Origin of the sequence: Flavobacterium azooxidireducens (assembly GCF_023195775.1) — a bacterium.
Lineage (GTDB): Bacteria > Bacteroidota > Bacteroidia > Flavobacteriales > Flavobacteriaceae > Flavobacterium > Flavobacterium azooxidireducens.
Window position 1 is genome coordinate 2,480,428 of the sequence record NZ_CP096205.1, and the last position, 25,247, is coordinate 2,505,674.

General features: G+C 32.8%; 25 protein-coding genes. 14 read left to right on the forward strand and 11 right to left on the reverse strand.

Annotation, left to right across the window (positions count from 1 at the left end; all coding sequences use genetic code 11):
• Nucleotides 1-35: 35 nt before the first annotated feature.
• From M0M57_RS10815 to M0M57_RS10880, 14 genes are all read left to right on the forward strand, one after another.
• Complete coding sequence (locus tag M0M57_RS10815; RefSeq protein WP_248433042.1) at nt 36-1,976, forward strand: hypothetical protein; 1,941 nt, start codon at nt 36-38, stop codon at nt 1,974-1,976.
• 16 nt (nt 1,977-1,992) lie between these two features.
• On the forward strand, nt 1,993-2,667 hold the full coding sequence (locus tag M0M57_RS10820) for a PoNe immunity protein domain-containing protein (RefSeq protein WP_248433043.1): 675 nt from the start codon (nt 1,993-1,995) through the stop codon (nt 2,665-2,667).
• Nucleotides 2,668-2,802: 135 nt separating this feature from the next.
• Complete coding sequence (locus M0M57_RS10825) at nt 2,803-3,519, forward strand: hypothetical protein (RefSeq protein WP_248433044.1); 717 nt, start codon at nt 2,803-2,805, stop codon at nt 3,517-3,519.
• A gap of 14 nt (nt 3,520-3,533) precedes the next feature.
• Nucleotides 3,534-4,208 (forward strand): PoNe immunity protein domain-containing protein, encoded by a 675-nt coding sequence (locus M0M57_RS10830; protein WP_248433045.1) that lies wholly within the window; start codon nt 3,534-3,536, stop codon nt 4,206-4,208.
• A 135-nt stretch (nt 4,209-4,343) separates the two neighbouring features.
• On the forward strand, nt 4,344-4,781 hold the full coding sequence (locus M0M57_RS10835; protein WP_248433046.1) for a hypothetical protein: 438 nt from the start codon (nt 4,344-4,346) through the stop codon (nt 4,779-4,781).
• A gap of 8 nt (nt 4,782-4,789) precedes the next feature.
• A complete protein-coding gene (locus tag M0M57_RS10840) occupies nt 4,790-5,026 on the forward strand; it encodes an HNH endonuclease (RefSeq protein WP_248433047.1) in 237 nt (78 codons plus the stop codon).
• A gap of 4 nt (nt 5,027-5,030) precedes the next feature.
• A complete protein-coding gene (locus M0M57_RS10845; protein WP_248433048.1) occupies nt 5,031-5,447 on the forward strand; it encodes an SMI1/KNR4 family protein in 417 nt (138 codons plus the stop codon).
• Between the two features lie 49 nt (nt 5,448-5,496).
• Nucleotides 5,497-6,825 (forward strand): polymorphic toxin-type HINT domain-containing protein, encoded by a 1,329-nt coding sequence (locus M0M57_RS10850; protein WP_248433049.1) that lies wholly within the window; start codon nt 5,497-5,499, stop codon nt 6,823-6,825.
• A complete protein-coding gene (locus M0M57_RS10855) occupies nt 6,818-7,246 on the forward strand; it encodes a hypothetical protein (protein ID WP_248433050.1) in 429 nt (142 codons plus the stop codon). The genes M0M57_RS10850 and M0M57_RS10855 overlap by 8 nt, the downstream gene beginning before the upstream one ends.
• Nucleotides 7,247-7,261: 15 nt before the next feature.
• A complete protein-coding gene (locus tag M0M57_RS10860; protein WP_248433051.1) occupies nt 7,262-7,651 on the forward strand; it encodes a hypothetical protein in 390 nt (129 codons plus the stop codon).
• Nucleotides 7,652-8,060: 409 nt separating this feature from the next.
• Entirely contained in the window at nt 8,061-9,047 is a 987-nt protein-coding gene (locus tag M0M57_RS10865) for an SH3 domain-containing protein (RefSeq protein ID WP_248433052.1), read from the forward strand.
• A gap of 107 nt (nt 9,048-9,154) precedes the next feature.
• Complete coding sequence (locus M0M57_RS10870; RefSeq protein ID WP_248433053.1) at nt 9,155-10,426, forward strand: hypothetical protein; 1,272 nt, start codon at nt 9,155-9,157, stop codon at nt 10,424-10,426.
• 376 nt (nt 10,427-10,802) lie between these two features.
• Nucleotides 10,803-11,837, forward strand: coding sequence for a tetraacyldisaccharide 4'-kinase (gene lpxK, locus M0M57_RS10875; RefSeq protein ID WP_248433054.1), 1,035 nt, complete (start codon nt 10,803-10,805; stop codon nt 11,835-11,837).
• Nucleotides 11,800-12,612, forward strand: coding sequence for a purine-nucleoside phosphorylase (locus tag M0M57_RS10880; protein ID WP_248433055.1), 813 nt, complete (start codon nt 11,800-11,802; stop codon nt 12,610-12,612). The genes lpxK and M0M57_RS10880 overlap by 38 nt, the downstream gene beginning before the upstream one ends.
• A 303-nt stretch (nt 12,613-12,915) precedes the next feature.
• Here the strand turns inward: M0M57_RS10880 and M0M57_RS10885 are convergent, their stop codons facing one another.
• The 11 genes from M0M57_RS10885 to recF all read right to left on the reverse strand — a co-directional run bounded on the left by M0M57_RS10885 (nt 12,916) and on the right by recF (nt 25,110).
• A complete protein-coding gene (locus M0M57_RS10885) occupies nt 12,916-13,638 on the reverse strand; it encodes an SMI1/KNR4 family protein (protein ID WP_248433056.1) in 723 nt (240 codons plus the stop codon).
• A gap of 38 nt (nt 13,639-13,676) precedes the next feature.
• The gene (locus tag M0M57_RS10890) at nt 13,677-15,857 is read right to left on the reverse strand and encodes an ATP-binding protein (RefSeq protein WP_248433057.1); all 2,181 of its coding nucleotides are present in this window, start codon (nt 15,855-15,857) and stop codon (nt 13,677-13,679) included.
• 36 nt (nt 15,858-15,893) lie between these two features.
• Nucleotides 15,894-16,886 (reverse strand): type I glyceraldehyde-3-phosphate dehydrogenase, encoded by a 993-nt coding sequence (gap, locus tag M0M57_RS10895; RefSeq protein WP_248433058.1) that lies wholly within the window; start codon nt 16,884-16,886, stop codon nt 15,894-15,896.
• 70 nt (nt 16,887-16,956) lie between these two features.
• Nucleotides 16,957-17,829, reverse strand: coding sequence for a lipoyl synthase (gene lipA, locus M0M57_RS10900; RefSeq protein ID WP_248433059.1), 873 nt, complete (start codon nt 17,827-17,829; stop codon nt 16,957-16,959).
• A gap of 117 nt (nt 17,830-17,946) precedes the next feature.
• A complete protein-coding gene (locus M0M57_RS10905) occupies nt 17,947-18,495 on the reverse strand; it encodes an RNA polymerase sigma factor (protein WP_248433060.1) in 549 nt (182 codons plus the stop codon).
• A complete protein-coding gene (locus M0M57_RS10910; RefSeq protein ID WP_248433061.1) occupies nt 18,486-19,592 on the reverse strand; it encodes a glycosyltransferase in 1,107 nt (368 codons plus the stop codon). Before M0M57_RS10910 ends, M0M57_RS10905 begins: the two co-directional genes overlap by 10 nt.
• 14 nt (nt 19,593-19,606) lie before the next feature.
• Nucleotides 19,607-19,810: a membrane or secreted protein gene (locus tag M0M57_RS10915; RefSeq protein ID WP_248433062.1), complete on the reverse strand. Its 204-nt coding sequence runs from the start codon at nt 19,808-19,810 to the stop codon at nt 19,607-19,609.
• A 72-nt stretch (nt 19,811-19,882) separates the two neighbouring features.
• Nucleotides 19,883-20,896: a UDP-N-acetylmuramate dehydrogenase gene (murB, locus tag M0M57_RS10920; RefSeq protein WP_248433063.1), complete on the reverse strand. Its 1,014-nt coding sequence runs from the start codon at nt 20,894-20,896 to the stop codon at nt 19,883-19,885.
• 9 nt (nt 20,897-20,905) lie between these two features.
• Nucleotides 20,906-21,580, reverse strand: coding sequence for a DUF2461 domain-containing protein (locus M0M57_RS10925; protein WP_248433064.1), 675 nt, complete (start codon nt 21,578-21,580; stop codon nt 20,906-20,908).
• Nucleotides 21,581-21,636: 56 nt separating this feature from the next.
• Nucleotides 21,637-23,763: an ATP-binding response regulator gene (locus M0M57_RS10930; protein WP_248433065.1), complete on the reverse strand. Its 2,127-nt coding sequence runs from the start codon at nt 23,761-23,763 to the stop codon at nt 21,637-21,639.
• 267 nt (nt 23,764-24,030) lie between these two features.
• Nucleotides 24,031-25,110 (reverse strand): DNA replication/repair protein RecF, encoded by a 1,080-nt coding sequence (gene recF, locus M0M57_RS10935; protein ID WP_248433066.1) that lies wholly within the window; start codon nt 25,108-25,110, stop codon nt 24,031-24,033.
• Nucleotides 25,111-25,247 lie beyond the last annotated feature (137 nt).

Genomic DNA, 25,247 nt, shown 5'->3' on the forward strand with positions numbered 1-25,247 from the left:
ACTTTTTTCAAAGTGTTGGGTTTAAAAACATACCTATGAGTTTATCATCCACTTTTCCATCCTTTGAAGACCTTAGCGGTTTTAACAACAGCCCGTTTGGTGCTTTTTGGGAAAAAGAAGAAGCCCAGAAAATGAATTTTAAGTTGCTAACAAATAATTCAATAGCAAAAGAAAACAATCTTGCCGTAAGTTTTAGTTTAGCCTTAGCAACCGATACACCAACGATTGATAAAAAAGTTTCAAAAATTAACGGGATTGACAATTTTACTGTATTTATTGTAGCCAAATCAGGCACAATTAAAAACTTTTCCGGTACGACAAAAGAGGCAAGTGAATTTACAGGTTTAAAAATTGAAAATATAATTGAAATCAGAGCTGTAGAATTAGGCTATAATTTATTAGGGAGTAGCCTTTCTAAAGAAACAATTCAAAAATGGGTAAACGAATATGACAAATGGATGAATCCATCCGGTTTTTTTAGTAGCGAGCAATTGGATTATATTTATAAAGAAGCCGTTAACTACTATGAAAACAACAAATTCACCATTTTAACCCAACCCGTGACCAATAAAATCTTGATTATGCTTCTGGAAGCATTGCGAAAAGATTTGAAGTACTATTTTAATGAAGATTATGTTGCCAAATTTTTACAACAGATTGCGTTGGAATTCAAAAGTAAAGCCATGATCACCGACCCGAATCGATGGAACCCTTATTTGGCAAATCAAGAACGAAATCCGGACTATGATCCTTATTTTATTACCAATATCAATGCCGAAAAAATTAGGATGGAAGATGCGGTTCAACAATTTGAAGGATTATTAGACCAATCAGCTTTGGATGTGCTTTTAATTTCTGCTCTGCAAACAAAAGTTCCCTTAGAAATCCGTTCATTATTAAGTGCAATTTATAAATCCGTGAGAGATGGATTTATAGAAATGTATCAAGATGCCAAAGCGATGTTGCAAACATTTGCCGACCTACCGGAAATGTATAACGCTTTTTTAGTAGGTTTGTATAACGGATTGATTCGTTTTTTAGCAAGTTTGATTGAAATGATTGGTTTTTTTGTTTCCTTAGCCAATCCCGGAAATTGGGAGAGCTTTGTAGAAGGATTTAAGAAGTTTTTTAGTGAAATTTGGTCCACCCTAAAAACGTTAATAGCAGCTTATTTCAAAAAGTTCACCGTAGCCCAAAACCCTATCGATTTCATCAAAATCTTTGTAGAAGAAATAACCGGCATTGCGATAGAATTATTTTTGTTGTATGTTTCATTAGGTGTATCAGCAACAAAAAAAATTGCAGAAGGTTTAGAGCAATTGCTCAAAAACCCAAAAGCAACGGTTGAGGATTGGATGGATTATTTTAAGAAGAGGAAGAAGGAGGATTCACCAGAAAACCCTCCCAATTTATTAGATGAGGTTGATGATATTGTTGGAAATAGGAAAAAGACACTAGATGATGTTGAGTCAGGTAAAATAAAACTGGATGAAGACGCCAACGGAAATAAACGCAAAAAAGGAGATGAAACCCGTTCAAGCAACTATGCAGAAATGAAGGTTGATGATTATTTTGAAACCCAGAAGTTTGTAATAGGAAAAAATGAAGGTACTTTAAAACGAGTTTCTGAAAATACAGTAAGTACATTAGATGACTCAATTAAAAAAGGAATAGATGGAATATATGAATTTTCTACGCCACCACCCAAGTATGTTATAGCTGAGGTAAAATACAATACAGCAACATTATCAAAAACCACAACTAAAAGTGGAGGGGCACAGATGAGTGAACAATGGGTCAAATATGATTTAAATTTTGGTGCCGTTTCTGCTGAAATTAGAAGGGAAATTTTGGTTCAGGGTTATGAACCATTATTATGTACTGTATCTAAGCAAGGCAAAGTAACTGTAAATACAATAAATCAAACTCTCACAGAAGCTACTAAAAGTAGTGTTTGGGAAGGTAAAGTAACATAATAAAAATTTTAAAAGTATGAGAGATAAAGGAAATTTTTCAGAGTTAATCAATATTTTGAAAGAGGATATTCAATATTATCAAAAAGCAATAATTTCAGGAGAAGCAAAACCAGAGAGATATAATGATATAAAAGGCTCAATATTAATTGCATCTTTAGAAATTACTAAAGCCCACTATTCAAATGGAGCAGACAAAGAGGTTGTAAAACAAGCTGTTTTAGAATGTATCCCCGCATTTGAAGACAGTTTCCAATTTGTAAGTGGTTTTGGTCAATATGATGAAATGATTTGGCTTGTTTCAATGGCTATTTTATGCGATGTTTCATTAGAAGATTTTCAAAGGATAACTGCCATTTTAAATCGCGATGGAGTCAATGATCAATTACTTAGTTTTATCATTAAATCTAAAGAAATCACATGGGAGGAGAGTAATTCAAAAGTAATTCAAGAACATCCTTATGCCAAAGCAACAAATTTAAATACAGCTCAAGACATTAAAAATTATCTTGACAAAGTTTGGTATCAAGGACATAGTGATGCTGCGTGGCATGATACCCATAAAAACACAAAAGTGAATTGCTATTCAGGTTATTGGGCTTGGGAAGCCGCTGCGATAGCCAAGATAAAAGGCATTGAGGATTCATCACTCAAAACTCAAAAATATTATCCTTATGATGCTGTACATTGGTAATTTAACCGTAGTTGGTCCACCCTAAAAACATTAATAGCAGCTTATTTCAAAAAGTTCACCGCAGCCCAAAACCCTGTAGATTTCATCAAAATCTTTGTAGAAGAAATAACAGGCATTGCGATAGAATTGTTTTTGTTGTATGTATCATTAGGTGCATCAGCAACAAAAAAAATTGCAGAAGGTTTAGAACGATTACTCAAAAACCCAAAAGCAACGGTTGAGGATTGGATGGATTATTTTAAAAAGAGGAAGAAGGAAGATTCACCAGAAAACCCTCCCAATATATTAGATGAGGTTGATGATATTGTTGGAAATAGGAAAAAGACACTAGATGATGTTGAGTCAGGTAAAATAAAACTGGATGAAGATGCTAACGGAAATAAACGCAAAAAAGGAGATGAAACCCGTTCAAGCAACTATGCAGAAATGAAGGTTGATGATTATTTTGAAACCCAGAAGTTTGTAATAGGAAAAAATGAAGGTACTTTAAAACGAGTTTCTGAAAATACAGTAAGTACATTAGATGACACAATTAAAAAAGGAATAGATGGAATATATGAATTTTCTACGCCACCACCCAAGTATGTTATAGCTGAGGTAAAATATAACACAGCTACGTTATCAAAAACTAAAACTAAAAGTGGAGGAGCACAGATGAGTGAACAATGGGTCAAATATGATTTAAATTTTGGTACCGTTTCTACTGAAATTGCAGATGATATTTTAATTCAGGGTTATCAGCCTTTATTGTGCAATGTTTCTAAGCAAGGCAAAGTAACTGTAAATACAATAAATCAAACTCTCACAGAAGCTACTAAAAGTAGTGTTTGGGGAGGTAAAATAACAAACTAATATAATTTGAAATTATGAGAGATAAAGGAAATTTTTCAGAATTAATTAATCAATTACAAAATAGAATTCAAAAATTTAAACAAGCAATAATCTCAGGAGAAGCAAAACCAGAGAGATATAATGATTTAAAAGGCTCAATATTAATTGCATCTTTAGAAATTACTAAAGCCCACTATTCAAATGGAGCAGACAAAGAGGTTGTAAAACAAGCTGTTTTAGAATGTATCCCCGCATTTGAAGACAGTTTCCAATTTGTAAGTGGTTTTGGTCAATATGATGAAATGATTTGGCTTGTATCAATGGCTATTTTATGCGATGTTTCATTAGAAGATTTTCAAAGGATAACTGCCATTTTAAATCGCGATGGAGTCAATGATCAATTACTTAGTTTTATCATTAAATCTAAAGAAATTGCATGGGAGGAGAGTAATTCAAAAGTAATTCAAGAACATCCTTATGCCAAAGCAACAAATTTAAATTCATCTCAAGACATCAAAAATTATCTTGACAAAGTTTGGTATCAAGGTCATAGTGATGCAGCATGGCATGATACCCATAAAAACACAAAAGTGAATTGCTATTCAGGTTATTGGGCCTGGGAAGCCGCTGCGATAGCCAAGATAAAAGGCATAGAGGATTCATCACTCAAGAATCAAAAATATTATCCTTATGATGCTGTACATTGGTAATTTAACCATAGTTGGTCAACCCTAAAAACTTTAATAGCAACTTATTTCAAAAAGTTCACTGCAGCCCAAAATCCTGTTGATTTCATCAAAATCTTTGTAGAAGAAGTCACAGGCATTGCCATAGAATTATTTTTGTTGTATGTATCGGTAGGCGTATCATCAACAAAAAAAATTGCAGAAGGTTTAGAACAATTACTCAAAAACCCAAAAGCAACGGTTGAGGATTGGATGGATTATTTCAAGAAGAGGAAGAAGGTGGATGATGCGACGGATGATGTTTTGCGAAAACTTTCTGAAATAGAAGAATTAAAAAGAATTGATGATGCAATTGAGAAATTAAATATTACTATTTCAGTACCAAAAAATACTCTCAATGCTCTAGAAAGTTTAAAGAGAATTGAAAGTATTTTATTGAAATTAAAGAATAAGAAACCACCAAAAATATTTGATCCTAATAAAGAAGCATTAAAAAAGTTAGGTATAAAGTTACCAAAATCTAAAAACGGTGTAAGTGTTGATTTTGAAAATACTTCTTATCTTTATCCTTCCACAGGAAACCAAAAAATATTGTAAAAATCAAAATGACAGGGAGTGATTATTACGATAAAGTTTTGGCTACGGAATTATCTGAAATATCTTTGAAAGATATTAAAGGTAAATACACTTGGCATCATCTAGATGATTACGACCCTATTACAAATACTTGCACAATGCAATTAGTTGAAATGAATATTCATAGAGCTTGCTCATCACATATTGGTGCGGTTGAAATAGTTAAAAATGTTTATCCTGAAGCAAATCTTTACTCAAACAGATAAAAATATGATAAAAATAAGCGATTCCGACAAAAAAATTTCTATCAGTGATATTACTGAGTTTGAAATAAAATCAGGTTTATTGTTGCCTGAAAATTATAAAAAATTTCTATTAAAGTTTAATGGGGGTGTATTATATGATTACCATCGGTTTTTAAGTAGTTTTAATAGTGTCAAGTATAGTGAAAACAATACCTCTTTAGAGGAAAGCTATGAAATTTATTGTAAGTTAAATAAAGATTTGGATGTTAATTTTTTACCAATTGCGGCATCACACAGTGATAATCCAATTACATTATTTTTACAAGAAGGAGAAAATTATGGTAAAATTTTCATATTTTACTTAGACAGAGACGAAGAGCCTGAAATTGTTGCTAATTCACTTGAAGAGCTATTGGAGGTGAATAGTATAGACGAGATTTAATTCTATCAAAAGTAAATAACTATTTGAATATTAATAATTTATTAAACTTTTGTTTAAATATATTAGTGCTTTAGAAAACTATTTTTTTCAAAGCATTAACTTCTTGTGGTTTTATTCTTTTAGAAGGTTTCGCTTTTTTGTTTCCTTAGCCAATCCCGGTAATTGGGAAAGTTTTGTAGAAGGATTTAAGAAGTTTTTTAGTGAAATTTGGTCCACCCTAAAAACGTTAATAGCAGCTTATTTCAAAAAGTTCACCGTAGCCCAAAACCCTATCGATTTCATCAAAATCTTTGTAGAAGAAATAACCGGCATTGCGATAGAATTATTTTTGTTGTATGTTTCATTAGGCGTATCAGCAACAAAAAAAATTGCAGAAGGTTTAGAACGATTACTCAAAAACCCAAAAGCAACGGTTGAGGATTGGATGGATTATTTTAAGAAGAGGAAGAAGGAGGATGTTGATGAAAAACCAATTGACAAAGCATTAGATGATATAGAAAAATTAAAAACAGCACAAAAAATGTGGGACGAATTAGAATATAAACATTTATTGGAAATACCGCCAAGTAAAAAACCTTGTTTTCTAGCTGGTACAATGGTTAAAACAGAAAAGGGATTAGTTCCTATTGAAGAAGTTATGGTTGGTCAAAAAATCTATGCTTATAATTTTGAAATTAAAAGAACAGAATTAAAATCGGTAACTCAAATTTTTAGAAATAAAACAGAAAAGTTTGTTCGAATAGGAATTAAAGACGATTTTATTGAAGCAACCGGACAACATCGTTTTTGGCTACCGGAAGAAAACCGATGGGAAATGGCTAATAGCTTAAAAAAAGGGATTAAACTGCTAAATTCAGGAGGTAAAATTATTATTATTTCATCAATTGAAGTTCTTTCAGAGGTTGTTGATACATACAATTTAGAAGTCGAAGACCATCATAATTATTTTGTTGGTATTGATGAGGTACTTACCCATAATAAAACCCGAACTTCTATTTTTGCTAGTACCGATTTGATTGATGTGGAGTTTTATAAATTAGTAGATGTTGATAGTATAGATAAATATGTGGGACAGACAATACAAGGTGTCGGTAATAGATTTCAACAACATGAATATGAATATAAAAAGAATCCATCAAAAAAACAGTGGATGAAAGATGTCGATACCGTAACTAGATTGAGAATTAATGGAAGTCTAGGGCCTTATAAAATGACCCCATATGAAGCAGCGGTCACAGAATTATATGAAATAAATATAAGAGGAGGTGTTAGAAAAGGAAATAATGGACTATATAACAAACAAAAACCAATTGGGAAGAAGAAATTTGAGCAATTCAAAAAGTTGGGAACATTTAATCCGTGTAAATTTTATGTTTAGATTTTTTAAATTAGGTAAAAATAAAGAATTTAAAAGCAAGAGAATAACTTCTATTTTCGCTAGTACCGATTTGATTGATGTGGAGTTTTATAAAATATTGAACAGTAAAATGCAAACTTTATATGTTGGGCAGACAATACAAGGTATAGGGAAAAGATATGATCAACATAAAATTGACCCTAAAAAATTAGAATGGAGTAATAAAATGAAAGGTGTTTTCGAGATTGACATTAATGATATCCCTGGTCCTTATAAAATGACACCTTATGAAGCAGCAGTTACAGAATTATATGAAATAAATAAAAATGGAGGAATGATGAAAGAAAAAGGGAAACTATATAATAAACAAAAACCAATAGGTAAGAAGAAATTTGAGCAATTCAAAAAGCTAGGATTTAATCCATGTAAATTTTATGTTTAATTAAAAAAATAGAAAATGAGTTATCCAAAATACATATTTAAAGACATTTATTGGTCGTTTTCAATAGGTCCTATTACGGAAGTTGAGCAATTTGTTACAGAAATGGAAAAGTATTACAAAACTATTTCAGGAAAAAATTTTCCTTTAAAATGGGATGAAGTAGTATTTGATTTTCCTAAACTGGAATTACAATATTTAAAATATACTGAAGATGATTTTGAAGAGCCTTATGAACTTGTAGAGGCAGATAATGGTTTAAATTTTACAGTGAAAGAACTATTGTATAAGGTTCATCAAGTAGGCGTAAATTTAGAAAATGACGATAATTGTTATTTTGAAGGATTGCTATATTCAAATGATGAAAATGAAAATGTACCTATCTATTTTTTAAGAACAGGCAGTTAATTTTTCATAAAATAACTCCACTTTACTTTTTGTTAGTGGAGTTTTTTTTGAGAACTTAAAAAGTTCACCGCAGCCCAAAACCCTGTCGATTTCATCAAAATCTTTGTTGAAGAAATAACAGGTATTGCGATAGAATTATTTTTGTTATATGTATCATTAGGTTCTGTAGCTGCGAAAAAACTATCCGAGGGTTTAGAGCGATTACTCAAAACCCAAAAGCAACCGTTGAGGGTTGGATGGATTATTTTAAGAAGGCGAGGAAAGAGGATGAAGTTTTTTGGTATGGTGTTTTAAAGTATAAAATTGTGTAAAAATCCCCATCATTAGGGATGTACAAAAATTTTTAAATTACGTAATTTGTTATCAACAAGCAAATTAATATAAGTTTAATTGTTAAAATAAATATTACATGGAAACAAAACACGGATTTACCAAAATGACCATCATCGAGTTTGAAGCCTGGATAGCCAATTTACGTGTGGGACGCACCATTCTTAAAATTCAGCAACACCACACTTACATTCCCGCTTACATTCATTTTAATGGAACCAATCATTTTGAAAGACAACTAGCCATGAAAAATCATCATGTTAATCATAACGGTTGGCAAGATATTGGACAGCATTTTACTATTTTTCCTGACGGAAGCGTTCTCACAGGAAGAAGTTTAGAAAAGTCACCAGCCTGCATCACAAACCAAAATGCAAATTCCATTTGTATCGAAAATTTTGGAGATTTCGATTTAGGTAAAGATGTAATGCTTCAAACCCAAAAAGACGCAATCATTGCAGTTACAGCAGCTTTGTGTAAAAGATTTAATTTACCTGTAAATACGACATCTATTGTTTATCATCATTGGTTTAGATTAGATAATGGACAGCGAACAAATGATAACGTAGCCAAAAAATCATGCCCGGGAACCAATTTCTTTGGTGGCAACAAAGAACAAGATTGTATCACAAATTTTTTACCTTTAGTAGAAGCAAAACTCACCGGAAATGTAATTAAAACCGATGATTCTGCTATCCAAAAATATGTGGTGGTTACAGCCAATCACTTAAACATTCGAACACAACCGAAGGCATCTGCACCGAAAGCTGCCGACAGAAATCCTGCTATTTTAGGAGCAATTCTTCGCATATATGGAGAACAAAATAATTGGTATAAAATTTCTAATAGCCAATCGCATTGGGTTTCTGCTCGTTACACCGATGAGGTAAGACGAGCTACTGTAAAAGCTACATCTTTAAATGTTAGGAGTGGTGGAGGAACTAATTTCCCAAAAGTGGGTAGTGTTACCAAAGGAGAAGAGGTTTTCATCATTAAAGAAGTAAACAATTGGTGTCAAATTAGCATGGAAGATCGTTGGGTAAGTAAAGATTATTTAGATTTTTAATTAGATTTGAATTTTAAAATAAATTTAATAAAAGAATTTCATTGGAAAAACCAACTTCAAAAAAACAAGCTATAGTTATAATTCACGGAATCGGGAACCAATACCCGATGGAAACAGCCAAAGAATTTGTAGAAAATATAAAAGAAGAAAGCGATATTTTATACAGCAGTCCGGATCGTGAAGCCAATTATTTTGAAACAAGAAGATTAAGTTTGAGTCAAAAGAAAACCGATTTTTACGAGTTTTATTGGGCTAATTTAATCTCTGAACCCAAATTAGGCGATTTATACAGTTGGGTTTTTCGATTGTTGTTTGTAAAAAAACCTTCCAAACGTGTTGAAGTTTTGGTTTGGACAATCCGAATTATAGTGCTTGCCGTGTTAATAACATTCGGATTTATTATCGCAAATGATTTTAAACATTTTCAAGAACAAGGTATTCCGTTTTTAAATTCGGGAATTTTTGCGGCTACATCCTATATTGTTTTGAAATTCATTGTACCAAAAATTAATTCAAAAGCGGCTCAAACGGTCGGTGATGCGGTAAAATACCTTACACCATCTCCGCAAAATATAGAATCGCGGTATAAAATCAGAAAAAAAGGTATTCAACTACTCAAAAAATTGCATGACAAAAAAGACGAAGACGGAAACCCGCAATACGAACGAATTGTGATTGTTGGTCACAGTTTAGGAAGCGTTGTGGCGTATGATTTAATTACGAACCTTTGGCATGATTACATGTATGAATATCATCCGGAAGAATTCCCAATCGTTCAACCCATTCTTGATGAAATTACAACAATAATTAACCATAGTCATCAGCACAAAGAAGAACCATTTCCGTTGGAAGTTTTCCAAGAATTACAACGAAAATTATTTAAAGAAATCAAAAACCTTAAAAATCCGTGGTTGATTTCCGATTTCATTTCCATCGGAAGTCCGCTTTGTCATGGTGATTACATTCTGACCAAAAATTTTGAAGAGTTTGACAAAAAAACCAATTACCGAGAATATCCGCTTTGTCCGCCCAAAATTGAAGTCAAGAAAAAGGATGAAAAAATCGTAAAAGATTATGAAAATGCCATTTCTTTTCAAGCAAATCTATTTGTGACAATCAATAATGTCAGAGAAAAGAAAACCATGCGGTTCATTAATCACAACTCCCAATTTTCATTTATTCAATGGACAAATATTTATTTTCAAAATGATTTTGTAGGAGGCGAACTCAATGATTATTTCGGAAAAGGGATTCAAAACATTCATCTCAATCCAAAAGGAAATTGGTTTAAACGGAATTTACCGTTCTTTTCGCACACAAACTATTGGTCAAAATCACAACAACATTCGATAGAAGAAATTTTGAAGAATATTTTTTAAAGCGAATAATCCTCACCCCCAACCCCTCTCCAAAGGAGAGGGGAGACTAGACGTGGTAATATTCTGCAAAAGTTCGTGGTGTTAAATCCCATCCCATCCATTATAGCAAAGCTATCAAATCAGCGAAAATCTGTTTTATCTATTAAACCTGCCTGCCGGCAGGCAGGTCCGTGTGCCATTAAAAAAGAGCGAAGCTACATTTCTCAAATTTTTAAAATCCGTGTTCTAAAAATTTAAAGTAGAGAGTAGAGACAATAGATTTATGACATCGTTAAACTTCGTGCCTTCTTTCTTCGTGGCAAAAAAAGACTTATAATTTCAAAATAAAACCACACCAAAAAACCAAATATTTCACAAAAATCCCTACATTCGTAACATGATTCTTTTGCGAAAAATACTCTTCCCCTTTGCCATTCTCTATGGTTTGATCACCGCCATTCGCAATTGGTTTTATGATAAAGGAATTCTAAAATCGTATTCATTTTCTGTTCCTATAATTGCCGTTGGAAACCTAAGTGTGGGCGGAACCGGCAAAACACCACAAATAGAATATTTAATTCGATTACTTCTGCCAAATTATAAAATAGCCGTTTTAAGCAGAGGTTACAAACGTAAATCATCCGGATTTTTATTAGCAGAATATTCATCAACAGCTGAAACATTGGGAGACGAACCATTTCAACTCCATCAAAAATTTCCAACCATTCAAGTGGCTGTAGATGCTAATCGTAAAAACGGAATTGAGCAATTGTTAACTTTACAAAACAAACCTGATATCATTTTGCTTGACGATGCTTTTCAACACCGCAAAGTAAAAGCCGGTTTCTATATTTTGCTCACCGCTTACAACGATTTGTATGCCGATGATTTCATTTTGCCTACCGGAAATCTACGCGAAAGTAGAAGTGGAGCAAAACGTGCAAATATCATAGTGGTCACCAAATGTCCGTCAACTCTTTCCGAAGCTGACCAAACTAATATTCGTCAAAAATTAAAGCTTTCGGCAAATCAACAACTTTATTTTTCGGCTATTCAGTACGATGAAATTTTGTATTCCGAAACTGAAAATCGTACAGTTGCTTCACTACTAAACACCGATAAATTATTAGTTGCCGGAATTGCCAAACCCAAACCATTTTTCAACCATTTGCAAGATGGCAACGATGAGGAATTGGAATTTCCCGACCACCACGATTTTACTGAAATTGACATCCAAACCATACAAAAAAAATCAAAAAATAAACCCATTATTACCACCGAAAAAGATTTCGTTCGGCTAAAAGGAAAAGTAAATGCGGCACAATTATTCTATTTGCCCATTCAAAGTGTTTTTCTTTCCAACGGCGAAAATTTCAATAAACAAATAAACAATTATGTGGAACAAAGTACAAGAAACCGTTCAGTTTCTTAAAGAAAAAACCAATTATACTCCCGAATTCGGCATCATTCTCGGCTCCGGTTTGGGCACATTTACACAAGATATCGACATCGAATTTACCATTCCTTATTCCGAAATACCCAACTTTCCTGTTTCCACCGTGCAAGGTCACAAAGGTGCGTTAGTTTTCGGTAAAATTGGAAATAAAAGTGTGGTAGCCATGCAAGGACGTTTCCATTTTTATGAAGGCTACGACATGAAAACAGTGACTTTTCCTGTCCGTGTCATGAAGTATTTAGGCGTTCAAAAACTCATTGTTTCCAATGCGTCCGGCGGCGTGAATCCAAATTACAAAGTGGGCGATGTGGTCGTTATCAAAGATCATATCAATCTATTTCCCGATCATCCGTTGCGAGGAACAAACGATGAACGTTTCGGACCGCGATTCGTCAACATGAGCGAACCGTACTCTCGAACCATGATTCAAAAAGCCAAAGAAATTGCTCAACAAAATACTATTGAACTCAAAGACGGCATCTATTTAGGTCTGCAAGGGCCAACTTTTGAAACCCTTGCCGAATACAAAATGGTCAAAATTCTAGGTGCCGATTGCGTCGGAATGTCCACCGTGCCCGAAGTCATCGTTGCCCGTCACATGGAAGTCGATTGCCTCGGAATTTCGGTTATTACCGACATGGGTGATGAAGAAAACATCCACGAAGTCAACCACCAAGAAGTCCTTGAAGCCGCCCGAAAAGCCGAACCAAAAGTTCGAAAATTAATCAAAGAATTTATTCTGAATTTTTAGGCAGCTAATCCGGTCATCCGTTGCAACTCCTCGGCCTTCAAGCTGTTTTTCTACTGCTTTTTCGTGGCTTCCGTTGGTCGCCCCAAAAAGCAAAGAAAAATTAGCTTTCTGTCCTGCGGGGTTTCCACTGCTACCCGGGCTGGGGATTGTGCTGGGAAGAAAGATTAGCGTTTTACGTGTATGTGCAGTAGTGGATTAGAAGCACTTTTTTTTCGGCTTGAAATAAATTTAACTTAAAAAGACAAAATTTGAATTTACCAATTTCCTTGCTATAAGTTATAAACCTTTTAGAAATTGGTTCTGTTATTTCTTTCTACCGAATAGTCTTGATAGAAAACTTTGTTTAACTCGTTTTTCGACAATCCAAATTGGCTCGTCAGTTGGTCTTACAATTTTTGTTTTTGGGCCTGATTTACCCCAGGGAAATCCTGTTCGTATTGGTTTATTGGTCAAGTCTGCCACTAAAAATATTTCTGGTAGCTGAATTTGCCCATTTTCAAAGTTATAGTCCTTTTCGTTTTTTTCCATTATTCCGACTTTTTCATTCCAAATCTCCATTACGGTTTTCTCGTGAATAATGTCCAAGTTGGATTGATTCCCTTTTTGTCCGAACTCGTCAACGTGTTTTATGAACTCAGCTAAATTTTCAGAGTGTTTTACAATTACAGCTGGGTCATGACACACATAGTAAACTGAATTCCAATTTCCCTTTGAGTCAATATCTAAAATCAAAAAATTCCCAAATCCATCTCCTGCTAGTTGGATTGAGTTTGGAAACAATTCTTCAAATCCGAAATGATTGAAAGCGTCAAAACGGACTTCTTCAAGTCCATAGAACTCAAATCCTTTACTAAATTTTAATAGTTCTTCAATTTCTTTCGGTAAGTAGTTATTTGGGAGTTGTCTTTTGAGGTTTTCTATTTCACTATCAGATATTCCATCCAACAATTCAACCTTATACGAATCTCCATCTTCTGATTTATATTGGTTTGAAAGGATTAATTCTAATTGATCTTTCGGTTTCATATTTGTTCGTGTTGATATAGCTGTGTTTAATTAATTAACTAACCCAACTGCTGAGCAATTACTTTATAAAAATTATCCGGATTAAAAGGCTTAGTGACCACATCATTCATCCCAAAAGAAAGTAACATTTCTCGGTTTTCGTTCAACGAAATAGCCGTTAATGCAATAATAGGAAGCTTCTTGTTGAACTCTCTTATGCGTTCGGTGGCAATCGTTCCGTTTATGCCGGGAAGGTGAACATCCATCAAAACAAGATCGTAGCCGTTGTTGCGAATCATTTCAATGGCATCTTCACCGTTGTCAATGAGTTCACAAGCAATTTCTTTGTTTTCCAACATTTTTTTGGTAATCATTTGATTGATTTTATTGTCTTCAACAACCAACACTTTTTTGAAAGCAAAGACACTTTCGTCATATTGTTTCTTAACTTCCACAAACGTTTGCTGACCCAATTCAAAATCAACATCAAACGAAAAAGTAGAACCAATTCCTTCTGCACTCGTGAGCTTGATTTCGCCACCCAATAAATTTACAAGTCGTTTTACGATAGCTAATCCCAAACCGGTACCGCCGTATTTTCGGTTAATTTCAACTGAACCTTGCGAAAAACTCTCAAAAATAGTTTGTTGTTTCTCTAACGGAATTCCGATTCCCGTATCTGAAATTTCAAAACGAATCGAAGAAATATCATTTTCGTTTTTCATGATTTTAGCCGAAACATTTACTTTTCCGTTTTTGGTAAACTTCAACGCATTATTAATCAAATTAATAAAAATCTGCGAAAGTTTTGTTGGGTCGCCAATCAAATTATCCGGAATGGTTTCGTCTAATTCTAATTCAAAATCATTATTGTTTTTGCTTGCTAAATCTTTGAAAGAATTATACAAATCGCTCAACAGTTGTTTAACGTTCACATTAATGCTTTCAATTTCAATATTTTCACTTTCAACACGGTTAATTTCTAAAATATCATTGATAAACGTAAGCAAATAATCTCCTGAAAATTTAAGCGAAGTAAGATACTGCAACTGCGACTTTTTCGGATTTTCTTCAATCAGTAAATGCGTGATTCCGTTAATAGCATTCAAAGGCGTTCGCAATTCATGACTCACTGTCGATAAAAATTCTGCTCTGGCTTTTGATGCTTTTTCTGCTTTGTCTTTCGCTAATTGGAGTTCACTGTTTTTGTCTTGCAATAGTTTGTTCGATTGACTTCGGATAATATTATTTTTATACAACGACAAACTCAATAACGACAAAATCGAAATCAGAGCAATACTTAAAATACTAATCAATTTAGAAAATTTGTTGGCTCGTTGTTGCTCTTTGTTTTCGCGATCCATTTGGTCAATCGACTTTAAACGCTCGGCTTCTTTAAAACTTAAAAAATCTTCCGTTCCAATTCTTTTACTGTTTAATTCCTGAATACTATCTCTGATTCGTAGGTGTTGTTTCATGTATTTGAATGAATTGTCAACATCAATCATTTTTTCATACACTTCACTCAACGTTCGGGCAACATTGGCTTTTAGTTCTAAATTTTTGTTTTTTGAACTTAAATCCAACGCTTTATTTAAGTAATTTAAAGCAAGGTTGTAGCGATTGTCTTCTGCTTCAATCAAACCAATTTGATACAATGCTTCGGCTTTGGTTTTAAAATGATCTTCTTCATCCGGATTAACGATTACCGTGCTTAAAATGGATAAAGCCAATTGATTTTCGCCTTTGGCACGATAAACAATACCTTTTTGCAGGTTAATCATTTCTTTAGCTTCCGGAATTTCTATGGTTTCATAGATTTTTTCGGCTTCTTTAAAATAATATTCCGCTTTAGAATATTCTTTTCGTTCAATGTAGCATAAACCTAGATTATAAATGGTATACGCTTGATTAGAGGAAGGTTTTTGACTTTTGTAGAGTGAAATGCTTTTGTTATAGGTTTGAATGGCATCGGCATATTTTTTTAATTCAAAATATACATTTCCTAAAAAGGAATAGGCATCAGCTTGAGCTTGATAATCTTTTTTAGTTTCAGCAAATTCAATTGCTTTTTGAATATAGTCTTGTGAACTTCTGTAATTGTTGTTTTTTTTATGAAAATTAGCCAGTTCTATAAAATAGTTAGTACTGTCTAACTCTTCCTCATCATCCGAAGAAGATTTTGTTTGAGAAAAAACCGATATAGTTAGAAAAAGGAATACTAATGTAAAATATTTCATTCCAAAAAATGGTTATTTTTAATGGTATAAAATTAACTATTTATTTGAAATATACCCAATTAAGTCAATAATTCTTGACGAATATCCAATTTCGTTATCATACCATCCTACTACTTTTACCATTTTGTCAATAACAGAAGTCAGTTGAGCATCAAAAAGACATGAATGTTGATTGCCAATTATATCAACTGAAACGATGGGATCTTCAGTGTAAGCAAGGATTCCTTTAAGATTTGTTTGCGATGCTTTTAGAAAAGCAGCATTAATTTCTTCAATCGAAACGGCTCTGGAAACATAGCAAGTAATATCTGTCAAAGAACCATCGGGTACAGGAACACGAATGCCACTTCCGCCTAATTTTCCATCCAATTTCGGAAAAATTTTAGTCAACGCTTTTGCAGCTCCGGTTGTGGTTGGAACAATTGATTGAGCTGCACCACGAGCTCTTCGTAAATCTTTGTGTGGTTGGTCATGCAAACTTTGATCGGTGGTGTAGGAGTGAACAGTTGTGATATAGGCTTGCTCAATTCCGCATAACTCGTCAATAATTTTAATCATCGGAGCAGCATTATTGGTTGTGCAGCTTGCGTTGGAAATAATCACTTCGGAACCATCTAAAATTGATTCATTCACACCTAAAACAACTGTTTTTATTTGATCATCTTCGGGTGGAGCAGAGAGAATAACTTTTTTGGCTCCGGCAGAAATATGTTGATAGGCTTCTTCGTAAGTTTTAAATTTTCCGGTACTTTCAATCACAAAATCAACAGACTGCCAATTCAAATCGGCGATATTTTTTTTTCTAAAAAAGGAATACGGTTTTCCATCCACAAAAATATGTTCTTCATCAAAAGTAACTTCGTTTGGCAAAACACCGTGAATACTGTCATACTTCAGTAAATGCGACATGGTTCTCGTATCGGCAATATCGTTTATGGCTACCACTTCAATCGTGGGATGATTGAGCAATAATCGGAATAAATTTCTTCCAATTCTTCCAAAACCGTTGATGGCTATTTTTGTTTTCAAGTTTGAAGTATGAAATTTCAAGTTTCAGGTTTTCGTAGTTAACTTGAAACCTGAAACTTGAAACAAATTTTTAAAGTATATGTTTTTGAGCATGATAAGAAGATCGCACCAACGCACCACTTTCTACATGACGGAAACCAAGTTCTTTTCCGATTTCTTCGTATTTTTTAAATTGATCCGGTGTGATGAATTCTTTTACAGGTAAATGTTTTTTGCTTGGTTGAAGGTATTGTCCAATCGTAACAATATCAACATTAACAGAACGAAGGTCTTTCATAGTTTGAATTACTTCTTCTTCCGTTTCGCCTAATCCTAACATAATTCCGGATTTGGTTCTGCGGATGCCTTTTTCTTTCAGGTAACGCAAAACTTCTAAACTACGGTCATATTTTGCTTGAATTCGTACTTCACGAGTCAATCTGCGAACGGTTTCCATATTGTGAGAAACAACTTCAGGATTGGCTTCAATAATTCTATCGATGATTCTTTCCACACCTTGAAAATCAGGAATTAGTGTTTCTAAAGTGGTCTCCGGATTCATTCTTCTGATGGCCAGAATCGTTTCATACCAAATAATAGAACCCATATCTTTGATATCGTCACGATCTACACTCGTAATTACAGCATGCTTAATGTTCATGATTTTGATAGAACGAGCCACTTTTTCAGGTTCATCCCAATCTACTGTTTCCGGTCTTCCGGTTTTTACACCACAAAATCCGCACGAACGTGTACAAATGTTACCTAAAATCATGAAGGTAGCAGTTCCTTCGCCCCAACATTCGCCCATGTTCGGGCAACTTCCGGAGGTACAAATGGTGTTTAATTTGTACTTGTCAACTAATCCGCGAAGTTCGGTATATTTTTGTCCGGTTGGCAGTTTTACCCGCAACCATTTTGGTTTTCCTATTGGTGGCTGAACGCTATCTAAAACACTTTCCATGTTGCAATTTTTAGAACTGCAAAGATAGAAAAGATTGAGGAATTATGTGGTGATTTAACTAAAATTGAATAATTGTGTTATAAAGAATTATTCATCAAAATTATTGAATCACAGTAATTATCTACCTTGAATGATTTCAGCTAACAATTTTTTGGCTCGAAGAAGTTTAACTTTTACGTTACTCAAAGGTTCGTTTAATTGTTCTGCAATTTCCTGATAACTCATTTCCTGAAAGTAGCGAAGCTGAATAACTTCTTGATAATGAGGTTTTAATTCTTTTATGAATTCTAATAAGCGAGACAAATTTTGTTCAGTAATCAATTTGTCTTCCGCCGATGGCGTTGTATCTGCCACATTATATGCTTGATGGTCTTCTTCGTCCGTAATGTCTACAAAAAGCGAAATTTTCTTTTTGCGAAGCATATCAATATGTACATTTTTGGCAATCGCAATGAGCCATGTGTTGAATTGAAATTCCGGATTGTAGTTGGCTATTTTGTCAAAAGCTTTTGCAAAGGTTTCGATGGTAATATCTTCTGCATCCGTTTCATTCTCTGTTCTTTTGAGCATAAAACCATAGACTTCGTTCCAATACATATCCAAAAGGGAAGTAAAGGCAACTTGATCACCATTCGTGGCTTTTTCTATGATTTTTTTTATTTCCAATGGACAGGTTTTGAAAAAATATTCGTAAAAAACACATTCAAATGCGTAAAAATCAATGCAATTTCCATAATTGGAAACCAATAGATAACGTCTTTTTCGTTCAATTTATTGGCAGCGTAGCCCAATGATGTCCATGTAAATATATAGCGAAATAAAACAATTGGCAATACAATCATCCATTGGTGCTGAAAAGCCAACAAAATGATAGCAAGAAGTAAGAATGATAATTGTGAAAAGAAAAATAATGCCAGCTGAAAACGGTCAAATGATTTGTAATAGGTTGCGGTAGAAACATGTCTTCTTTTTTGATCAAACCATTCCTTGAAACTGGTTTTTGGCATGGAAAACGTGAAACTTTCTTTAGAAAAGCAAACGGTTGTATTTTCTGAATTAGATGCTTGATTCACAAATAAATCATCATCACCGGAACGTAGTTTCATGTGGTCTATAAATCCGTTTACACGGAAGAATTCATCTCTTTTGTAGGCTAAATTACGCCCAACACCCATGTAAGGTTTGCCTGTTTTTGCCCATCCAAAATATTGCGTAGCAGTCAACAATGTTTCAAAACGAATGAGTTTGTTTAGGAATGAATTCGGAATTTTTTCATATGCTCCATAACCCAAAACAATTGTTTTTTTGAGTGTAAAATTAGAACTCATTTCTTTAATCCATTCTTTGGAAGTTGGATAACAATCTGCGTCAGTGAACAACAAATAGTCGTATTTAGCTGCTTTTATTCCCAAAGTAAGTGCAAACTTTTTATTTCCCCAAAAGGCTTCGTTGTTTTGCACTTTTACCAATTTGATATTGGAATGTTGTTTTTCAAATTCTTCAAAAAGGTCTAACGTATTGTCAGAAGAAGAGTCATCAATCAATACAATTTCAAAATCAGGATAGTTTTGTTCGAGTAGTAAAGGAACGAATTTTCTAACGTTTTCACCTTCATTTTTAGCACAAACTATAATAGAAATTGGAATACGTTTTGGATTGCTTTTTTGAACCTTAGCAAACGAAAATTTTCCAAAAACAACTACATAATACACTAATTGTATGGCCGTTACGCCAATCAAAACATAAAACAATATGTCAAACATAATGTGTTTTTAATTTAAGAATGAGAAGGTTCTGAGCAATCTTTCATTTGTTCGGGTGTTTTGCCACAAAAGCCACAGTTTTCACCGTCTTTGTTTAAAAACGGACTTTGGCTGGCACAAGTTCCGGCAAATTTCCCGTCTTTTTTCGCCCAAATTTTAATGGCTATTCCAGCAAAAGCAATTGCTAGCAACCCGATGGTAAGGAGTATCAATTTCATCGTTCAATTGAATTTTTTTGAACTACAAAGGTACAAAAAAAGAGTTATTTAACAGATTGAATTTTGATAATTTTAAATAACATTAACCTCTGCTTCAATTGAAATTCCGTAGGTATCAAAAATCGTTTTTTGAATGTTTTTGGAAACGGCTAAAATTTCTTGTCCGGTTGCATTACCATAATTGACTAAAACCAGTGCTTGATTTTTATGAATTCCGGCATCGCCAAAACGTTTTCCCTTAAATCCGGCTTGTTCAATGAGCCATCCGGCAGGCACTTTTACTTCGGTTTCAGACACAACATAATGTGGCATATCGGGAAATTTTTGCTGAATTTTTTCAAAATCACTTTTCAAAATTACCGGGTTTTTAAAGAAACTTCCGCTGTTTCCTAGTTCTTTTGGATTAGGTAATTTGCTTTGTCGTATTGCAATCACGGCATTGCTCACGTCTTTCAAACTTGGATTTTTGATGTGTTGTTTTTCTAATTCAGCTTCAATTGCTCCGTAGGAAGTGTTGAGTTTATGGTTCTGTTTAGTTAGTTTAAAAACAACGGAAGTAATAACAAATTCGTCTTTTATTTCATTTTTAAAAATGCTTTCACGGTAACCAAATTTGCATTTTTCATTCGTAAACACTAATAATTCTTGTGTCTCTATGTGAATAGCTTCGCACAAAACGAAGGTATCTTTAATTTCTACCCCATAAGCTCCGATGTTCTGAATTGGAGTAGTACCAACATTTCCCGGAATGAGTGAAAGATTTTCTAATCCACCAAAATTTTGATCGATTGTCCATAACACAAATTCATGCCAGTTTTCGCCGGCTTGACTTTCAACCCACACAAAATCTTCGTTTTCATCGATTACTTTTTTGCCTTTTAAGTCTAAATGAATGACCAAAGCATCAATGTCTTGCGTAAGTAGCATATTGCTTCCGCCTCCTAAAATAAATTTTTTGGAAGTAGGATGTTTTTGCAGAATTTCAATCAATTCATCCGTAGAATGAACAGAAACAAATTCTTTTGCTTTGGCTTCAATACCAAAAGTATTGTAATTTTTTAACGAAAAATTGGTGTGAATTTGCATGACGGAAAGTTATTCAACAGTTTCTAAAGCTCTGTTTAAAAATTCATTTAAAGGTTTTAAGGCAATCAGTTTTTGAGTGATTTTTTTAGCAAAATCTTTATCGGTAAAAAAATCATCGCTAATTTTTTGAGTTGCTGTGAAACTTTTTAATTTCAAGAATTCGATTGCGGGATGATTTGGATCGTAATCTTTAGGAGCTTTTTTCAACACATTAGCTTCATCACGATCTAAGGCTCCAAATTCTTTTTTAAAGGTTGAATTGGACGAAATTTTTTCCAAATCTTCATGAAAAAAAGCAATTTCTTTTCGCACTTTTTTCAAATCTTCTGCTTCCGGACAATATAATCCGCCGGCAATAAAACTGCTTCCTTTTTCGTAATGTATGTAGTAACCGGGCGAATTTTTACTATTTTTATTAGTAGAAAGCCAAATGCCCATATTGCTTTTATAAGGCGATTTGTCTTTAGAAAAACGAATATCGCGATTGATTCTGAAGGTGCAGTTTTTTACTTCCAAATTGGCTAGCGATGCATCCAAAGGTTTCATCTCTTGAAGAATTTCTGCAATGATGTTTTGGTATTCTTTTTTAAAAAGTTCGTATCGCTTTTTATTTTCATGAAACCATTCTTTGTTGTTGTTATTTTTTAAATCTTCAATAAATTGGAGTGCTTCTTTTTGTGCCATACTATTGTTTTCTTTAAATCAAAATCAGACAAATTTCTGAAAAATTCACTACAAATTTATTGTAATACTTTTAATAATTTGGCATAGAGTTCTTCTTTGTTTATTGGTTTGATGATAATTTCATGCATACCAATGTCTTTTGGTTCAACATTTTCCATGTAACTATCTCCTGTTAAGGCAATAAATGGGATGTTTTTAATGGCTTTAGTAGAATTTTTTAGCTCGTCAATAAATTCTATTCCAGATCCATCCGGAAGTTGTAGGTCGGTAATTATCAAATTAGTTGTTTGGGTTTTTAAAAATTCTCTTAAAGAATTGCAAGTAGTGAATTCTTTTACATCAAAGTGAGCTTCTTTTAACAATTTTGATAAAATTGCAATCATAATTGGATCGTCATCTAAAATCGCAACCGATAAAGGTTTACTTTTTAGTAAATTGATTATTTTGTTGTGATTGGATTCTGAAGAAATTGAAAATTCATCTAAGCAAAGAAAAAACGATATTTTTGTACCTATATTTACTTGGCTTTCAACGGTTATTTCACCTTCATATAGTTCAATTATTTCCTTACATAAATTTAAACCTAATCCAGCACCAAAACTAATTTGTTTTCCGGAAGATTCGCTTTGATAAAATTTATCGAAAATATTTTTTAAGTCTTTTTCAGGAATACCTATTCCGGTGTCTATTATTGCAACTTCTAAATTAACTTTTGATTCTTGATTGGAAGTTTTAGCCAAAACAGTTATATTTCCTTTGTCTGTAAATTTAATTGCATTGCCAATTATGTTGTAAAAAAGTTGATGAAGTTTTCCAGCATCTATTAAAACATTTGTATTGAGGTTGGAATTAAAATCAGTAATAATATCGATATTTTTATTCTCGGCAAGCGATTGTAAAGAATTTATAACCAGATTTATTTCTTCATAAAGATTTGCTTTTGCGTTGTATGCCACAATTTTTTTGTGTTCATTTTTTGAAAAATCTAAAATTTGATTTGAAGTAATTAATAGTGAATCTGAGGTAAAGTGCAGTGAGTTGATGGTTGGTTTTAATTCATTATTTTTGTTTTCACTCTTGAGTTTATTGGCATAATTTGAAATAATTTTCAAAGGAGCTCTCATTTCATGACTAATCATTCCGATTAAACGGTTTTTAAAATCAAGATTTTTTTCTGCGTCTAATTTTGCCTCAGATAGTCTTTTTTCGTAAGAAAATGCAATTCCGGTAAAAATCAACAATAAAAAAGTTGCCAATCCCATCAATACCAAAAGGGTTACAATATTTTTATTTCTAATTTGCGTACCCAAATTGTATTTGTTGAGTATGTTTTTTTGATTATAAATAGTGTATTTTTCGGCAGTATCGGTATAAAATTGAATGATTTCCTGAGTGTTATCAATTATTTTTTTGTTGATAGACATTAACTTTCTATCTTTTTCAGTCAAATCAGCATATCTTTTTTGTAATTTAAAAAATTGATTAGAGTAATGATGATCTGTTGACAAGAAAGCATTTTTTAGTTGCGTTTCAATATTTCCTGATTTTTCTTCTTCTCCATAAGTCATTTTAATGTTGAGGTGAAGTTCTTCGCGTTTCACATCATATTTTCCGATGATTGCATTTCCAATTCGAGCAAACATTCCTCTTTTTACAACATCATCTGAAATTTTAATACTATCAAAACTGATACTTTGCAATACTTTTTCAAAATCATATTTTTTTAAAGAGAAATTGTCAAACGGAATTGCATCAACAGGCTTTATGCCCAATACTATAATCGAATCTAACGCTCTTTTGAGGTAAGCAATTTCCTTTTCGGTAGAAAGTTTTAGGCTTACAATATCTTTAAAATTGTGTTCTTTTTTTGCAATAGTATTTAGGCTGTCCAAATAAACAGTCATGCTATCTATCGATATTTTATAATTTTCTAAACTTGATTTTTTGTAGTTGTAAATATAATCGTTAAAGTGATTTTGGGCATCAAAATAGTGATTTGTTGCTTTGTTGGATAACGATAGAATTAAATTAGGATTGCTAATTGTTGAAATAGCTTCTACTAGTTTTTTTTCACTGGAATTGTGATTGAACCAAGTTCTAAAAATCAAAATTTGAATAATGACGATGAAAACTAAAAGAGAAGAATGAATAAGTTTTCGATTTATAAACGGTAATTTTTTCATTTGACTAAATTTGTTTGGTTTATATAATTTTTTTGTGGTTTATATAATTTCTGGTTCACTTCTTCTTGAATGTAAATAATTTGAAAGCTAAGTGATTAAGAATAGTTTAGCATTCCAAATGTAAGAAAAAAGCACTGACTTTTATTGACAAATGTGTTTTTTTTGAATATTTAAGGTTTAGGTAATATTGTTAAATATAGTTTTGTAATATTCTTAAAAAGCAGTAAATTGTTGAATTAATGAAAGTAAATGATAGTTAAAAAAAAATTAAAGATGAAACAATCTGTAACTTTGATGTGTCGACTGGACAATTTTTTCAGTTCGTTCCGGGTGCGTATCAGAGATAAATAATTGTCCAAACTCATCATCATTTACCATTTCTACAATTTTACCCACTCTGGTTTCGTCCAATTTATCGAAAATATCATCTAATAATAAAATTGGTTTTTGTCCGCTTTGTTTTTTTAAGAATTCAAACTGAGCCAATTTCAACGCAATTAAAAACGATTTTTGCTGACCTTGTGATCCAAATTTTTTGATGGGATGACCGGAAATTTCAAATGATAAATCATCTTTGTGAATACCAACACTAGTGTATTGTAAAGCTCGATCTTTTGCTAAATTTTCGTCTAAAAGAGTTTGAAGATTCTTTTCAAAAAGATGACTTTCATACACCAATTGAACTTCTTCGGCTGAATTAGTAATAGTTTGATGATGCTTGTTAAAAATCGGCAGAAATTCTTCTATAAATTCTTTTCTTTTTTCAAAAATTGATTGACCTAACTCATTCAACTGCTCGTTGTAAATCTGTAAAGTATCTTTTTCAAAAACATGATTTAGTGCAAAATATTTCAACAAAGCATTGCGTTGCAAAATGATTTTTTGGTAGTGAATAAGCTGATTTAAGTAAACCGAATTTAGTTGCGAAATTACGCTGTCCATGAACTTTCGTCGGGTTTCACTTCCTTCAATAATCAAATCGGTGTCTGCCGGAGAAATAATTACAAGCGGAATAAATCCAAGATGTTCCGAAAATTTGTCATATATCTTGCCATTTCTTTTCAAAACTTTCTTCAATCCTTTTTTTACACTGCAAACAATTTGTTCGGATCGTTCGTTTTTTTCAAATTCACCATCAATGACAAAAAATTCTTCACCATGCTTAATATTTTGTATTGCCGTAGGGTTAAAATAGCTTTTTCCGTAGGCTAAATGATAAATTGCATCTAAAACATTGGTTTTTCCTACACCGTTTTTTCCCACAAAACAATTAATCTTGCTGTCGAACTCAAATTGAGTTTCAGAAAAATTTTTATAATTAAAAAGCGAAATTTGTTTTAAAAACAAGGTAAATAGGTTTATAAGTTTGAATAAATCTGATTTTAGCACTGCAAAAATAAACTGTTTTAAAGGAATAAATACTGTTTAAATGCGAAGTGTCGAAAATTATTCAAAAATATCCAAAAAAATGACTTTTATATATC